This is a genomic window from Pantoea sp. GW821-FHT03E06 (genome assembly GCF_059420725.1).
This window is the reverse complement of the sequence record NZ_JBWKUG010000001.1, coordinates 3248461-3264260: the sequence shown is the minus strand read 5'-3', so window position 1 is coordinate 3264260 and position 15800 is coordinate 3248461. Positions and strand designations below refer to the sequence as shown.

Sequence of the window (15800 nt, the reverse complement as noted above, 5' to 3'; positions counted from 1 at the left end):
GTGCGCAATACCTTGAGGATTCTTTGATGTCCAGTCGTGCCATGTTTGTTTTTGCTGCCATTAGCGGATTTCTGCTGGTGGCATTTGGTGCTTTCGGGGCGCATGTGCTGAGCAAATCGCTCGGTCCTGCTGAAATGGCGTGGATACATACCGGCCTCGAATATCAGGCTTATCACACGCTTGCGGTCATTGGCTTGGGAGCCGCTATGCTGCGCCGCGCCAATATCTGGTTTTACTGGAGTAGCGCCGCGATGGCGTTGGGTACCGTGTTGTTCAGTGGCAGTCTCTATTGTCTGGCGCTGTCGCATATGAAGTTTTGGGTTTTTGTTACGCCAGTGGGCGGCTTGTGCTTCCTGATTGGCTGGTTCTTGATGTTGATTGGCGCACTGCGTCTGAAACGAAAGGCAGATCGCCATGAATAAAGTTTTACTCTATTGCCGTCCGGGATTTGAGAAAGAGTGTGCGGCAGAAATCAGCGCGAAAGCGGCTGAACGCGAAGTTTACGGTTTCCCACGCGTAAAAGATGACTCGGGTTATGTGCTGTATGAATGCTATCAACCGGAAGACGCGGAGAAGCTGATCCAAACGTTGCCGTTTGCTGAGCTGATTTTTGCGCGTCAGATGTTAGTGGTTGGCGAATTGCTGCGTGATTTACCCCAGGAAGATCGCATCACCCCGATTGTCGGTATGCTGACCGGCGTGGTGGAGAAAGGCGGTGAACTGCGGGTTGAAGTGCCAGACACCAATGAAGCGAAGGAACTCACCAAGTTCTGCCGTAAATTAACCGTACCGCTGCGCGCCAGTCTGCGTGAAAGCAAAATCCTGCTTAACTATGAAACGGCGAAACGCCCGGTAGTGCACGTCTTCTTTATTGCGCCAGGTACCTGTTATGTTGGCTATTCGCTGCCAGAAAACAACTCGCCGTTCTACATGGGCATCCCGCGCCTGAAGTTTCCTTCGGATGCACCGAGCCGTTCGACGCTGAAGCTCGAAGAAGCTTTTCACGTGTTCGTGCCCGCCGATGAGTGGGATGAGCGTTTAGCCAGCGGCATGTACGCCGTCGATCTCGGCGCTTGCCCGGGCGGTTGGACCTATCAATTGGTGAAACGCAGCATGTGGGTTTTTGCGGTCGATAACGGTCCAATGGCGCCAAGCCTGATGGATACCGGACAGGTCACCCACTGCCGTGAAGACGGATTTAAATTTCGTCCGCCGCGTACCAACATCAGTTGGCTGGTGTGCGACATGGTGGAAAAACCGGTGCGCGTGGCCAGTCTGATGACCGAATGGCTGGTGAATGGCTGGTGTCGTGAAGCCATCTTCAATCTCAAGTTGCCGATGAAGAAGCGCTACGAAGAGGTTACGCAGAACCTGGCAATGATTGATGACGCGCTGAAAGCGCAGGGCATCAATGCGCAAATCCAGGCACGCCAGCTGTATCACGATCGCGAAGAAGTCACCGTTCATGTACGTCGTCTTTGGGCGGCAGTTGGCGGCCGTCGCGACGAGCGCTAATCCTGCTTCATACTTTGCGCTACAGCCGCGTTGGCTGCGTTTGCTCGCCCCGGTCACATACTGATGTATGCTCCCGGGGACTCGCGCACTTGCCGCCTTGCTGTAGCGCAAATTATTTCGCAGGATGCGTTTGATAACGAAACGCCAGGATGCGTTTGATAACGAAACGCAGGATGCGTTTGATAACGAAACGCAGGATGCGTTTGATAACGAAACGCCAGGATGCGTTTGATAACGAAACGCCAGGATGCGTTTGATAACGAAACGCCAGGATGCGTTTGATAACGAAACGCAGGATGCGTTTGATAACGAAACGCAGGATGCGTTTGATAACGAAACACCAGGATGCGTTTGATAACGAACTATTTCGTAGGGTCGCCATTTATGGCGACCGCTATTTAGCTCGATATCTCAACGTGTTGAGATTGCCCTGCAACACCAAATCCCGCTTTAACGTTGATACTTGCCGACAAACTTCTGCCATTTCCCGCTGTTCCTGCAATTTTCCCTGCCACTTGCTCGGTACTTTTTCCCATTGCTGATAGATCGCATCCAGCGAGCCAAACTGCATTAACAACTCGCGCGCGCTTTTTGGGCCAATCCCTGGAACGCCCGGGATTTTACTGCTGCTGATGCCGCATAATCCCCAGTAATCCGGTAACTGCACCGGTGAGACACCAAACTCCTGCTCGATAAAAGGCACATCCAGCCAGCGCTTCTGGAAGTAGTCGCGAATGCGAATATTGGGTGCCAGCAGCTGGCAGTAGCCTTTATCGGTGGACACAATCGTCGCCTGATGACCAGCATCCGCCATTTTTACCGCCAGCGTAGCGGCGAGATCGTCGGCTTCATCGGTATCGGCTACCCAGCAGCTGACGCCCGCGGCGCGAAAGGCTTCCTGTAAGGCCGGCATTTCATGATGTAAATCGTCTGGCATTGGCGGGCGGCCCGCTTTGTAATCCGGCAGAAGTTGATGACGCCAACCCGGTTGACGCTCAACGCCATCAAAAACCGCCACCACGTGCGTGGGCTGTGTGTGACCTAATAGCTGATGCAAAGCCGCAACACAGCTATCACGGCACGGCGAGCCTTGAACGGCATGCAGGCGACGAATCAGGTTTAATGCATCAATGATAAGAAGATGAAGCGACATAGCGATAGCGGCAGCCCGCAGGCTGCCTTCCTGAGAGGTTATTTGATGATTTCATAGCAGGGCGTGTAAGCACTGCCCGGCAGCTTCATACGCTGCTGCGCAACAAAGCCCTGCAGCAGTTCGTCCATGCGGTGCATAAGATCCGCATCGCCATGCAGCTTGTACGGCCCTTTTTCACGAATTTCGCGGATACCCACCTCTTTAACATTACCGGCCACAATCCCGGAGAAGGCACGACGTAAGTCTGCCGCTAACTGCTCGGCAGGTTGATTCGGGAACAGCTTCAGGTTAGCCATGTTCTCGTGCGTTGGCAGGAAGGGCACCTGTAGATCGGGGGCGATACGAATTGACCAGTTGAAGCTGTATGCATCGCCGGTTTCGCGACGATACTCTTTCACCTGCGGCATGGCCTTCTTCATCAAACGCGCCACTTCAGCTGCGTCATCAATGATGATTTTGTAATGCTTACGCGCGTCTTCACCCAGCGTGTTAACAATGAAGTCATCCAGCACGCGGAAGTAATCGGCGCTCTCTTTTGGTCCGGTTAGAATCAGCGGCAATACCTGATCGCGATTGTGCGGATTCATCAGAATACCCAGCAGATACAGCAGCTCCTCGGCCGTCCCTACGCCGCCGGGGAAAATCACGATGCCGTGGGCGATACGCACGAAGGCTTCGAGGCGCTTTTCGATATCCGGCATAATGATCAATTCATTAACCAGCGGATTCGGTGGCTCAGCGGCGATGATTGAAGGTTCAGTCAGGCCGATAAAGCGGCTGTCATGATAGCGCTGCTGTGCATGGCCAACCGCGGCACCTTTCATTGGCGCTTCCATCACACCCGGCCCGCAGCCGGTACAGATGTTGAGTTCGCGCAGGCCCATTTGGGTGCCGACATTACGGCAATATTGATACTCCACCGCATTAATGGAGTGGCCACCCCAACACACCACTGTGTTCGGGTATTCGCCGATATGAAGTGCGCGTGCGTTACGCAAAATCGAGAATACCTGGTTAGTGATGTGCGCGGAATCTTCGGTATCTTCTGGCTGGAAACGCTCGATCGCGGAGAGATGACCATTTACAAACAGAATGTCACGCAGCACGGCGAAGAGGTTGGCCTGCAGCGAACGGATGATACGGCCATCAACAAAGGCTTCTTCCGGCGGGTTGATGAGCTCTAACTTCACACCGCGTTCACGGCGCAACACATTGATATCAAAGTTTTCGAAGCGTGAAAGCAATTCGTGGCTGCTATCGGTCTGGCTACCAGAATTAAGTACCGCAAGAGAACAGTTGCGGAAAAGCTGATACAGGTCGCTGCTCGCCGTGCGCTTCAGCATATCGACTTCAAGTTGTGAAAGCAGATCCATCGAGCCAAGGGGGCTGATATGTGTAATCAAGAGAACTCCTTTACACGCAAATGCGTGACTGATGACGCTACGCTTAACGTATTGAGCGCAGTGACGAAAATCCCTGGTCGCGCCTGCTGTAACGATCGCGCCTTCACCAGAGTAACGTTGTCCGCCGTGAATGCTCAAGAGGAACCGCGCATCCGTGCAGCGGCCTGCGAGGCGTCTCGCAATCTGTTACTGGCGAACCAGGCGGGAAAATCCCGGAGAGAAGGGCACGTTGCTGCGCCATGGGTTGATATCCAGGCCACCACGACGGGTATAGCGCGCATAAACGGTTAAAGCTTCTGGCTGACAAAAGCGCTGAATATCATTGAAAATGCGCTCAACACACTGTTCATGGAACTCATTGTGCTGGCGGAAGGAGATCAGGTAACGCAGCAGTGCTTCGCGATCGATACGTGGACCTTTATAGCGAATCATCACCGATCCCCAATCGGGTTGATTGGTGATTAAACAGTTGGATTTCAGCAAATGGCTGACCAGCGTTTCTTCGACACTCTCGCGTCCTGTTGCCTGCGCCAGATAATCCGCATTGAAAGCGTAGTCGTGAATTTCGATATCTTGTTCGTCAATCACTTCACCGCTGAAGTGACCAATAGGCTGGCCTTCCACTTCGTTCAGACGAAACAGTGCCACGCTGACGTCGCCGTTGGCACAGGCGCTGAGATCGCGCTCTAACGTCTGGCGTACTTCGCCCCAGTCAGCGAAAACTGTCTGGTTAAAACTGTTAAGATAAAGCTTGAAGCTCTTGGACTCGATCAGGTTCTGGCTATCGGCGCGCAGTACCACTTCACCTACGGCCACTTGCGGTACGCCTTTGCTATTCAACCAGGAGAGTTCATACAGCGTCCAGATATCTGCGCCCGTAAAAGGCAGATTATCAGGGTAAAGTCCTAGCGGTTCACGGTTCAGGCTGCGCGGTACGGATTGCAGCAGCGTGTTATCGTAGCGATCAACATAAGCCGTGGGCTTGCCTAAGGTCAGGCCGCTTAGTGCCGGAACGCGGTTTTCAGAAGACATAACGGTTACCACTAAATTTCATCAAAGTGGATAAGTGTAACCCAACACCGACGAGAATATGAATGATGCAGCAAACCGCAGAGGCTCTGCGTGAGTTTACCGCCCGCTACGTAAGCCATTGGCAGCAACACACAGGGCATTTACCTGCCAGCACAGATCTACTTGGCGTTCCTTCCGAATGTATTATCAGCACGCTGAACGATCGCGTGCTGTGGCAGCCGCAGCCCTTTACTCTGCCCGCTACGCTTGAAGCAGTAGAGCGTGCGCTGGATATTCAGCTGCAGCCCGAAATCACGGCGTTCTATACCACGCAATTTGCCGGCGATATGACGGCCACATTTGAGCAGCAGCCGGTGACGCTGCTGCAGGTGTGGAGCGAGGCTGATTTCACTCGCTTGCAGGAGAATCTGATTGGGCACCTGGTTATGAAGCGCCGCTTAAGACAAGCGCCAACCCTATTTGTCGCCACAACCGACTCGGAGAGTGAGGTGATTGCCCTGTGTAATCTTACTGGGGAGGTCATTCTAGAAGAGCCTGGTACTAAAAAGCGTAAGGTGTTGTCACAAAGCATTAAGACATTTCTTAATGATTTACAACCGGTTAGTGGATGAGCTACAGATTTTTCGCGTGGCTGCTGTGAGAGATCTCTCACGTGAGGTGTAAGAGATCGCTTGATCATTCTGCAGACTTCCGGAAACCGGAGATGTAAAAAGATTGTGAATCATGAACTTATGGTATCAATCTGAAAAACAAGACAGGACTTGATCCATTAACACCTCTTACCTGGTTGTTATTGTGATGGTTTCTGGGAGAATAGTCACCACTGGCAGGATGCTAAGGATTAAGAGACGTTCAGGAGAAAGTCAGCCAGGAGGCGGGAACGTAACGGAGTTTACGGCACATGGAAGGCTTCAGGATGAAGCAGGACACTCAGGATTGAGTCAGGGACACCTCCAGGACGGAGAATGAGAGCCACGCGGATTGTGGTGGGCCAGGATGCTAAGGATTCATGTCATGATGACAAGCGATGGATAGCGCAGGAAAAGTTGTCATGGATGAGCAGGGAGCACTGCGGTGGCTGGAATGCTGCGAACGAAAACCGGGAGCACTGTAACAACAGTGCTCCCTTTTTTTATGCGTTTTTTGCGCATCGCGCGACTGATGATATGCTTGCCGCCCAATTTTTCTCTGGAGGTGGCGCATGTCGTCGCAAATGATTATTCAGCGCCTGCAGCAGGTCGAAACGGTGATGCGCGAGCACGACCATTGGCAGACGCAATCGCCTGAGGCGAATGCCTTCGCCAGTACCGAGCCTTTCTGTCTCGACACCATGGAGCCGCTGCAGTGGCTGCAATGGGTATTTATGCCGCGTTTTTATGCGCTGCTCGAGAGCGGTGCTCCACTGCCGCAAAACTTCGCTATCGCACCCTATTATGAAGTGGCACTGCCGAACGATACGCCCGGTTATGCTGCGTTATTATTGGTTCTCAATGAGTTTGACGCGCTCTTCCAGGACGCTGCTGTCTGATGCTCGAAATCCTCTATCAAGATGAATGGCTGGTCGCGGTGAATAAACCGGCTGGTTGGCTGGTGCATCGCAGCTGGCTCGACCGCAACGAAAAAGTGGTGGTGATGCAAACGGTGCGTGATCAGATTGGTCAGCACGTTTTCACTGTGCATCGTCTCGATCGCCCAACGTCCGGCGTGCTGCTGATGGCCTTATCAAGCGAGGTTGCCCATTTACTGGCGCAACAGTTTGAGCAGCATCACATGCAGAAAACCTATCATGCGGTGCTGCGCGGCTGGCTTGAAGGTGGTGCGACGCTGGATTATCCGCTGGTGGAAGAGCTGGATAAGATTGCCGACAAATTCGCCACGCAAGAACCCGTAGCACAACCAGCAGTAACGGATTATCAGGCGCTGGCGCACGTTGAGATGCCGGTCGCAATCAGTCGTTATAACACCGCGCGCTATACGCTGGTGGAGATGGCGCCACATACCGGCCGCAAGCATCAGCTGCGTCGTCATATGGTGCATTTACGGCACCCGATTATTGGCGACAGTGCACATGGCGATCTGCGGCAGAATCGTGGCGCGGCGGCGCATTTTGGGCTTAACCGTCTGATGTTGCATGCTAGCGCGCTCAGCTTCACGCATCCGGTAACCGGTGAGCCGCTAATAATCCGTGCCGGATTGGACCGCGTCTGGCAGCAGATGCTCGAGCAGTTTGGCTGGCAGGATCAGATCCCTGATGTTCCCAGGGTTGAGTTTGCCCTTGATGCAGTCCAGGATAAGCCGACAGAATAAAGGGAGCGGCAAGATGGCAAAGATTGGCATTTTTACAGGTACGGTTTACGGCAATGCGCTGCTGGTGGCTGAAGAAGCACAGACGGTGCTGGAAGAGCAGGGCCACGAGGTGAAGGTATTTGAAGATCCGTCGCTGGCGGATTGGCAGGCTTACAGCAAAGACGTGGTGCTGATCGTGACTTCAACCACCGGTCAGGGCGACTTCCCGGACAACATTGCCCGCCTGTATGTCGCGGTGCGTGATGATCTCGGTTATCAGCCTGAGCTACGTTATGGCGTGATTGGGCTGGGCGACAGCAGCTATGACAATTTCTGCGGTGCCGGTAAAACCTTCGATGTCACCTTGCAGGATCAAAGCGCCAAGCGCGTTGGAGAGGTGTTGCTGGTGGATGCGACGGAACATCCTGAGCCAGAATCGGTAACGTCACCGTGGGTGGAGAGCTGGGGTAAGTTGCTGTAATACATAAGGTCGCCATGAATGGCGACCCTACATTTACCTGCCAGATTAGCAATCACGTCACCGGCGCAGGATTAAACACCGCCAGCTGATTGCGGATCCCCCATCGATCTGACCACGTTTGTTTGCGCCCGCTGGCAATATCCAGAATCAACTCAAACAATCGCCAGCCGACCTGCTCAATACTCTCTTCGCCCGTCGCAATGGTTCCGGCATTGATATCCATCAAATCATGCCAGCGTTCGGCCAGCGCATTGCGCGTCGCCATTTTAATCACCGGAATCGCCGCCAAACCGTAAGGCGTGCCGCGCCCGGTAGTGAACACTTGCAACGTAATACCCGATGCCATCTGCTGCGTGCCGCATACGAAATCACTGGCGGGCGTCGCGGCATAAATCAGCCCGCGCTGGGTTGGACGTTGGCCTGGCGACAACACCTCGACGATCGGACTGCGGCCCGATTTGGCAATCGATCCCAGCGCTTTCTCAACCACGTTTGCCAGCCCACCTTTTTTATTACCCGGTGAGGGATTTGCACTGCGATCGGTCTGGCCCTGGCTGAGATAATCGTCATACCACGCCATCTCTTCCAGTAGCCGCTTGCCGACGGTTTCATCCACCACGCGTGGCGTCAGCAGATGAATGGCATCGCGCACTTCAGTCACTTCCGAAAACATCACCGTCGCGCCGCAGCGCACCAGCAAATCAGAAGCAAAGCCTACCGCCGGATTCGCCGTTACACCGGAGAAGGCGTCGCTGCCGCCGCACTGCGTGCCGATCACCAGCTCAGAGGCCGGGCAGGTTTCCCGCTGGCGTTGATTGAGCTTTTTCAAATGACGTTCGGCGACCTGCAGGATTTCATCCACCATCGCTCCAAAGCCCACCAGTCGCTCATCTTGCAGACGCACAATGTCGTTATCATCGAGCGAAATGGCCTGCACGTCCGGCGTACCGGTCAGCAGACGCTCCGGCTGTAATTTTTCGCAGCCGAGGCTGACGATCATCACTTCACCGCCAAAATTAGGATTGAGCGCGAGATTATGAATGGTGCGAATCGGCACCACCGCGGCAGGCGCATTGATCGCGACCCCGCAGCCATACAGATGATTCAGCGCCACCACGCCATCGACATGGGGATAACGCGGCAGCAAATCTCGTTCAATGATCTGCACCACGTAATCCACTACCCCAGCCACGCAGTGCACGCTGGTAGTGATACCGAGCAGGTTGCGTGTTCCTACGCTGCCATCGGCGTTGCGATAACCCTCAAAGGTATAACCCTCCAGCGGTGGCAGGGCGGGCGGCACATTGTTTGCCAGCGGCAAACTGTTGAGCGGCGGTGCTTCGGGTAGCGCCACCAGCGATTCCTCAATCCAGCTGCCTTGTGCAATCGGGCGTAGCGCGTAGCCAATCACTTCACCGTAGCGCAGGATAGCGCCATCCTGTGGGATATCGCGCAGCGCGACTTTATGCCCCTGCGGCACATGTTCGGTTAGCTGCAGTCCGTCGTCGAAACGTGTGCCGGACGGCAATCCCTGATTATTGACCACGATCGCCACGTTATCGGCATCGTGTACTTTGATATAGAGCGGTTTTTCAGTCAGAGGACGGTTCATTGCTCACCTTCCAGTTCGTCGCGCGGTACATAGCGGCGCGGTTTAAAAATGCTTCCATCACGTCATCGTTTTTTGCCAGCCTCAGTATATGCAGGGGTATTGGCCTGCGCATTGTGCAACTGACTGGCTTTAAGGGGATTTATCACGGCAATTTGGTTCGTTTAACCAAAAGCAAGTGAAGGGACTCACAAAGTATCGTTAGCTTGTGCGTTTAATGAGCAACTTTACGGGGTAACGAACCGTTCCGTGAGCCACGCCGCAGCATTATGTGCAGATGCCGCAAAAACAGTATTAATCAACCCAAATCCTCATGCGTTCTTCCAGTGTATCGCCGCCTGGCTGTTCCTATACTGATTCTCGTTCTTCAACGTTAGGTTATTCGTCACGACGCATCATCGTATTGCCACTATAAAAATCGCCGTGTTTAACCCAACTTCTCTCTGATACCCAACGCGATGTGTATGCAGTCAGAGCGAATGTAGCTCACGCTATATTTCAGGAGTGCATCATGAATAGTTTCAGCCAGACAGCGGAAGCGGTGCAAAAGCGCACCAACGCCCGTTACTGGATTGTGGTGATGTTATTTATCGTTACCTCGTTCAACTACGGTGACCGCGCCACCATTTCGATCGCCGGTTCGGCGATGTCTAAAGAGATCGGTCTCGATTCAGTCGGATTAGGCTACATCTTCTCAGCGTTCTCATGGGCTTACGTTATCGGTCAGATTCCGGGCGGCTGGCTGCTTGACCGCTTCGGCTCGAAACGCGTCTATTTCTGGAGCATCTTTACCTGGTCGCTGTTTACCCTGCTGCAAGGGTTTGTCGACGTGTTCAGCGGCTTTGGCATCATCGTTTCGCTGTTTATGTTGCGCTTCCTGGTGGGGCTGGCAGAAGCACCTTCCTTCCCTGGCAACAGCCGCATTGTCGCGGCCTGGTTCCCGGCGCAGGAGCGTGGCACAGCGGTGGCCATTTTCAATTCGGCTCAATATTTCGCCACGGTAATCTTTGCGCCAATCATGGGCTGGCTGGTGTCAGAAGTGGGCTGGGCGCACGTGTTCTGGTTCATGGGCGGATTGGGCATCATCCTCAGCTTCATCTGGCTGAAAGTGATCCACGATCCCACCGATCATCCGGGCGTCAACAAAGCCGAACTGGAGTACATGGAGCAGGGCGGTGCGCTGATCAACATGGATGCCAAAAAAGCCGAACGCAAAGTGAGCTGGAGCGAGAAGTGGTTCCAGATTAAACAGCTGCTCACTTCCCGCATGATGCTGGGCATCTACCTCGGCCAATACTGCGTCAACGCCTTAACCTACTTCTTTATTACCTGGTTCCCGGTGTATCTGGTGCAGGCGCGCGGCATGTCGATTTTGAAAGCCGGCTTTATTGCCTCGATTCCGGCGGTATGCGGCTTCCTCGGCGGCGTATTGGGCGGAGTGATCTCCGATTACCTGATGCGTAAAACCGGCTCGCTGAATATCGCACGTAAAACGCCGATTGTGCTCGGCATGCTGCTCTCCATTTCGATGGTGATGTGTAACTACACCGACACCGAATGGGTGGTGGTGTTCTTCATGGCGCTGGCGTTCTTCGGGAAAGGCATTGGTGCGCTGGGGTGGGCGGTGATGGCGGATACCGCACCGAAAGAGATCAGTGGCCTAAGCGGCGGTCTGTTCAACATGTTCGGTAATTTCTCCGGCATCGTCACGCCGATTGCCATCGGGTACATCATCGCCACCAGCGGATCGTTTGAAGGCGCGCTGATTTATGTCGGTATCCATGCCTTTGTCGCCGCGTTTAGCTTCCTGGTGATTGCGGGCGATATCAAACGCGTCGAATTGAAAACCCGAGCATAAGGACGGACTATGACTACGCAAAGCACGCCGGTGATCACCGAAATGCAGGTGATTCCGGTTGCCGGTTACGACAGCATGCTGCTGAACATCGGGGGCGCGCACAGCGCCTGCTTCACCCGTAATATTGTGGTGCTCACCGATAGTGCGGGACATACCGGCGTGGGGGAAGCGCCCGGCGGCGAAACCATCTACCAAACGCTGGTTGAGGCGATTCCGCAGGTTAAAGGCCAGCAGGTGGCACGCATGAATCGCCTGGTGCAGCAGGTGCACAAAGGCAATCAGTCGGCGGACTTTGATACCTTCGGCAAAGGCGCCTGGACCTTCGAACTGCGCGTCAACGCGGTTGCTGCGCTGGAAGCGGCGCTGCTCGATTTACTCGGCCAATGCCTTGGCGTGCCGGTGGCAGAGCTGCTTGGTCCGGGCCAGCAGCGCGATGAAGTGACGGTGCTGGGTTATCTGTTCTATCTCGGCGATCGTCGTAAAACCGACTTACCGTATCTGACCGGCGAAGGGGCTAGCCACGATTGGTATCACCTGCGTCATCAGGAAGCGTTGACGCCGCAATCCGTGGTGCGTCTAGCGGAAGCGGCACAGGACAAATACGGCTTCAAAGATTTCAAACTCAAAGGCGGCGTGCTGCCCGGTGAACAGGAGATTGAATCGGCGGCGGCGTTGAAAAAGCGCTTCCCCGATGCGCGCATCACCGTTGATCCCAACGGTGCCTGGACGCTCGACGAAGCGATTCGCTTATGTAAGGGCATGGGCGATGTGCTGACCTACGCCGAAGATCCGTGCGGTGCTGAGCAGGGTTACTCCGGGCGTGAAGTGATGGCTGAATTTCGCCGCGCCACCGGGTTGCCGGTGGCTACCAATATGATCGCCACCAACTGGCGCGAGATGAACCACGCGGTAATGCTTAACTCAGTCGATATCCCGCTGGCCGATCCGCACTTCTGGACGCTGAGCGGTGCGGTGCGCGTGGCGCAGCTGTGCGATGACTGGGGCTTAACCTGGGGTTGTCACTCCAATAACCACTTCGATATTTCGCTGGCGATGTTCACCCACGTGGGCGCGGCTGCGCCCGGCAAACCCACCGCCATTGATACGCACTGGATTTGGCAGGAAGGCGATCAGAGCCTGACCAAAGAGCCGCTGCAAATTCGCAACGGCAAAATCGCCGTGCCGAATAAGCCGGGCCTTGGTGTCGAGCTGGATTGGGATCGCCTGCATCAGGCTAACGCGCTGTACAAATCACTGCCGGCTGGCGCGCGTAATGACGCCACTGCGATGCAGTATCTGGTGCCCAATTGGTCATTCGACCGCAAGCGTCCGGCCTTCGGTCGCGATAAAGTCTAAGGAGCAGGAAATGAGTCAGACACCGAAAATTACATCGCTGCAGGTCATCCCAGTGGCCGGTTACGACAGCATGTTGCTCAATCTGAGCGGCGCACATTCGCCGTTCTTTACCCGCAACATTGTCATTATTAAAGATAACGCCGGGCATACCGGCGTGGGGGAAATCCCTGGCGGCGAAAAGATTCGTCAGACGTTGGTCGAGGCTGAAGCGCTGGTGGTGCAGAAAACCGTCGGCGAATACAAAAACATTCTCAATCTGGTGCGCAGCACCTTTGCCGACCGCGACGCCAGCGGGCGCGGTAATCAAACCTTCGACCTGCGTACCACCATTCACGTGGTGACCGGCATTGAAGCGGCGCTGCTCGATCTGCTGGGTCAGCATTTAGGCGTTAACGTTGCATCACTGCTTGGCGATGGCCAGCAGCGCGATCGCGTTGAGATGCTGGGCTACCTGTTCTACGTCGGCGACCGCAAGAAAACCGCGTTGCCGTATCAGAGCCAGGAAAATGACAAATGCGATTGGTATCGTCTGCGTCATGAAGAGGCGCTCACGCCGGAAACGGTGGTGCGTCTGGCGGAAGCGGCCTACGAAAAATACGGCTTTAACGATTTCAAATTGAAAGGCGGCGTGCTGCGCGGTGGCGAAGAGGCTGAAGCGGTAACGGCGCTGGCGAAGCGTTTCCCGCAGGCGCGCGTGACGCTTGATCCCAATGGTGCCTGGTCACTGAACGAAGCGATTCTGCTCGGCAAGCAGCTGAAAGGCGTGCTGGCTTATGCGGAAGATCCGTGCGGTGCTGAGCAGGGCTATTCCGGTCGTGAAGTGATGGCTGAATTCCGCCGCGCCACCGGCATGCCGACCGCCACCAATATGATTGCCACCGACTGGCGTCAGATGGGCCACACGCTGTCGTTGCAATCGGTCGATATTCCGCTGGCGGATCCACACTTCTGGACGATGCAGGGCTCGGTGCGCGTGGCGCAGATGTGCCATGACTTCGGCCTAACGTGGGGCTCGCACTCTAACAATCACTTCGATATCTCGCTGGCGATGTTCACGCATGTGGCTGCCGCCGCGCCGGGGGCGATTACCGCTATCGATACGCACTGGATTTGGCAGGAAGGCAATCAGCGACTGACCAAAGAGCCGTTCCAGATTAAAGGCGGCATGGTGCAAGTGCCGCAGAAACCGGGACTGGGCGTCGAGCTGGATATGGATCAGGTGATGCAGGCCAATGCGCTATATCAGCAACACGGTTTGGGCGCGCGCGATGATGCGCAGGCTATGCAGTTCTTGGTACCGAACTGGACCTTTGATAACAAGCGTCCGTGCCTGGTGCGCTAACTTTTCCGGCTCCCCGCGCGGGAGCCTGCTGTAACCGACAGGAGTGAAAACAATGAGCAATGCCTGGCCGAACAATTTTCGTCGCCGTTTGCTGGCAGGAGAAACCCTGATTGGCAGCTGGTGTGCGCTGGCTAATCCACTCACCACCGAAGTGCTGGGACTGGCGGGCTTTGACTGGCTGGTGCTGGATGGCGAACATGCGCCGAACGACATCACTACCTTTGTGCCGCAGCTGATGGCGCTGAAGGGCAGCCACAGCGCGCCGGTGGTGCGTCCGCCGTGCAACGAACCGATTATCATCAAGCGTTTGCTGGATATTGGTTTCTACAACTTCCTGGTGCCGTTTGTGGAAACCGAGGAAGAGGCGATTCGCGCGGTGGCTTCCACCCGCTACCCACCGGCTGGCATTCGTGGCGTTTCGGTTTCGCATCGCAGCAACATGTACGGCACGCTACCGGACTACAACAGCACCATCAACGACAACATTACCGTTCTGGTGCAGATCGAAACTCAGCAGGCAGTAGACAACATTGATGCCATCGCTGCGGTGGACGGCGTTGATGGCATCTTCGTCGGACCGGGCGATCTGTCGGCGGCGCTGGGCTATCTCGGTCAACCGGCACATCCTGAAGTATTGAAAGTGATTAAACACGTATTTGAACGCGCGAAAGCTGCGGGTAAACCGAGCGGCATTCTGGCACCGGTTGAAGCCGATGCGCGTCGCTACTTGGAGTGGGGCGCCAGCTTTGTGGCGGTCGGCAGCGATCTGGGTGTTTTCCGCAACGCCACGCAGGCGCTGTGTGACAAATTCAAAAAATAACTGACGTAGGGGAAAGGCAATGAAAATTGGATTTATCGGCCTCGGTATCATGGGCAAACCGATGAGTAAGAACCTGGTGAAAGCCGGTTATGCGCTGGTGGTGCGTGACCACAATGCCAGCAACGAAGCAGAATTAGTTGAGCTGGGTGCGACCGTGGCCAAAACGGCTAAAGAGGTAGCCGAGCAGGTTGACGTGGTGATTACTATGGTGCCGAACTCACCGCAGGTAAAAGAAGCCTGCCTGGGACCCAACGGTATTATTGAAGGCGCGAAGCCTGGCCTTATCGTCATCGATATGAGCTCCATCGCACCGTTAGCCAGCCGCGAAGTGCACGATGCGCTGGCGGCGAAAGGCATCAAAATGCTCGATGCGCCAGTGAGCGGCGGCGAGCCGAAGGCGATTGAAGGCACCTTGTCAGTGATGGTTGGCGGTGATAAAGCGGTATTCGACCAGTGTTACGACATCATGAAAGCGATGGCGGGTTCGGTGGTACACACCGGCGACATCGGCGCGGGTAACGTCACGAAGCTGGCCAATCAGGTGATTGTGGCGCTGAACATCGCGGCGATGTCGGAGGCGCTGTCGCTGGCAACCAAAGCGGGCGTAAATCCGGAACTGGTGTATCAGGCCATTCGTGGAGGCTTAGCGGGCAGCACCGTGCTGGATGCCAAAGCGCCGATGGTGCTGGATCGTAACTTCAAGCCGGGCTTCCGTATCGATTTACATATCAAAGATTTGGCCAATGCGCTGGACACTTCACACGAGATTGGCGCGCATCTGCCGCTGACTGCCGCGGTGATGGAGATGATGCAGGCGCTAAAAGTGGACGGACAGGGTACGTCGGATCATAGCGCGCTGGCCTGCTATTATGAAAAATTAGCAAAAGTTGAGATCACCCGGTAGTGCATGCGCCCGGCGTCTGCGGATGCCGGGCGGCTCGCTGC

General features: G+C 55.1%; 15 protein-coding genes. 11 read left to right on the top strand and 4 right to left on the bottom strand.

Annotated elements, in window-relative coordinates; translation table 11 throughout:
* The first annotated feature begins 26 nt into the window (after positions 1–26).
* Together AC07WB_RS15250 and rlmM are read left to right on the top strand one after the other, a co-directional pair.
* Positions 27–422, top strand: a complete 396-nt coding sequence (locus AC07WB_RS15250; RefSeq protein WP_008109570.1) for a DUF423 domain-containing protein — start codon at positions 27–29, stop codon at positions 420–422.
* On the top strand, positions 415–1515 hold the full coding sequence (rlmM, locus tag AC07WB_RS15245) for a 23S rRNA (cytidine(2498)-2'-O)-methyltransferase RlmM (RefSeq protein WP_097096211.1): 1101 nt from the start codon (positions 415–417) through the stop codon (positions 1513–1515). Before AC07WB_RS15250 ends, rlmM begins: the two co-directional genes overlap by 8 nt.
* Positions 1516–1909: 394 nt before the next feature.
* Here rlmM and xni read toward each other — a convergent pair whose 3' ends face one another.
* From xni to queF, 3 genes are all read right to left on the bottom strand, one after another.
* The gene (xni, locus tag AC07WB_RS15240; RefSeq protein WP_494940763.1) at positions 1910–2668 is read right to left on the bottom strand and encodes a flap endonuclease Xni; all 759 of its coding nucleotides are present in this window, start codon (positions 2666–2668) and stop codon (positions 1910–1912) included.
* 38 nt (positions 2669–2706) lie between these two features.
* Positions 2707–4071 carry a nucleotide 5'-monophosphate nucleosidase PpnN gene (gene ppnN, locus AC07WB_RS15235; RefSeq protein ID WP_345828479.1) on the bottom strand — a complete coding sequence of 455 codons (1365 nt, stop codon included), beginning with the start codon at positions 4069–4071 and terminating at the stop codon, positions 2707–2709.
* A gap of 186 nt (positions 4072–4257) precedes the next feature.
* Positions 4258–5103, bottom strand: a complete 846-nt coding sequence (gene queF / locus AC07WB_RS15230; RefSeq protein ID WP_494940762.1) for an NADPH-dependent 7-cyano-7-deazaguanine reductase QueF — start codon at positions 5101–5103, stop codon at positions 4258–4260.
* A gap of 62 nt (positions 5104–5165) precedes the next feature.
* Between queF and syd the strand changes: the two genes are divergently transcribed.
* The 4 genes from syd to AC07WB_RS15210 all read left to right on the top strand — a co-directional run bounded on the left by syd (position 5166) and on the right by AC07WB_RS15210 (position 7870).
* Entirely contained in the window at positions 5166–5714 is a 549-nt protein-coding gene (syd, locus tag AC07WB_RS15225; protein ID WP_494940761.1) for a SecY-interacting protein, read from the top strand.
* Between the two features lie 590 nt (positions 5715–6304).
* Positions 6305–6631: a YqcC family protein gene (locus AC07WB_RS15220; protein WP_494940760.1), complete on the top strand. Its 327-nt coding sequence runs from the start codon at positions 6305–6307 to the stop codon at positions 6629–6631.
* Entirely contained in the window at positions 6631–7410 is a 780-nt protein-coding gene (gene truC, locus AC07WB_RS15215) for a tRNA pseudouridine(65) synthase TruC (protein WP_097096220.1), read from the top strand. The genes AC07WB_RS15220 and truC overlap by 1 nt, the downstream gene beginning before the upstream one ends.
* Positions 7411–7423: 13 nt before the next feature.
* Positions 7424–7870: a flavodoxin gene (locus AC07WB_RS15210; RefSeq protein WP_097096222.1), complete on the top strand. Its 447-nt coding sequence runs from the start codon at positions 7424–7426 to the stop codon at positions 7868–7870.
* A gap of 52 nt (positions 7871–7922) precedes the next feature.
* Here the strand turns inward: AC07WB_RS15210 and garD are convergent, their stop codons facing one another.
* A complete protein-coding gene (gene garD / locus AC07WB_RS15205) occupies positions 7923–9482 on the bottom strand; it encodes a galactarate dehydratase (RefSeq protein WP_494940759.1) in 1560 nt (519 codons plus the stop codon).
* 508 nt (positions 9483–9990) lie between these two features.
* Between garD and AC07WB_RS15200 the strand changes: the two genes are divergently transcribed.
* Genes AC07WB_RS15200 through garR form a run of 5 tightly spaced genes read left to right on the top strand, consistent with a single transcriptional unit; the run spans position 9991 to position 15759 of the window.
* Positions 9991–11337: an MFS transporter gene (locus AC07WB_RS15200; protein WP_097096225.1), complete on the top strand. Its 1347-nt coding sequence runs from the start codon at positions 9991–9993 to the stop codon at positions 11335–11337.
* A gap of 9 nt (positions 11338–11346) precedes the next feature.
* Positions 11347–12693, top strand: a complete 1347-nt coding sequence (locus AC07WB_RS15195) for an enolase C-terminal domain-like protein (RefSeq protein ID WP_494940758.1) — start codon at positions 11347–11349, stop codon at positions 12691–12693.
* A 10-nt stretch (positions 12694–12703) separates the two neighbouring features.
* Positions 12704–14035, top strand: coding sequence for a glucarate dehydratase (gudD, locus tag AC07WB_RS15190; RefSeq protein ID WP_097096228.1), 1332 nt, complete (start codon positions 12704–12706; stop codon positions 14033–14035).
* 52 nt (positions 14036–14087) lie between these two features.
* Complete coding sequence (gene garL / locus AC07WB_RS15185; RefSeq protein ID WP_007891731.1) at positions 14088–14855, top strand: 2-dehydro-3-deoxyglucarate aldolase; 768 nt, start codon at positions 14088–14090, stop codon at positions 14853–14855.
* A 19-nt stretch (positions 14856–14874) separates the two neighbouring features.
* On the top strand, positions 14875–15759 hold the full coding sequence (gene garR, locus AC07WB_RS15180) for a 2-hydroxy-3-oxopropionate reductase (protein ID WP_494940757.1): 885 nt from the start codon (positions 14875–14877) through the stop codon (positions 15757–15759).
* The last annotated feature ends 41 nt before the right edge of the window (positions 15760–15800 follow it).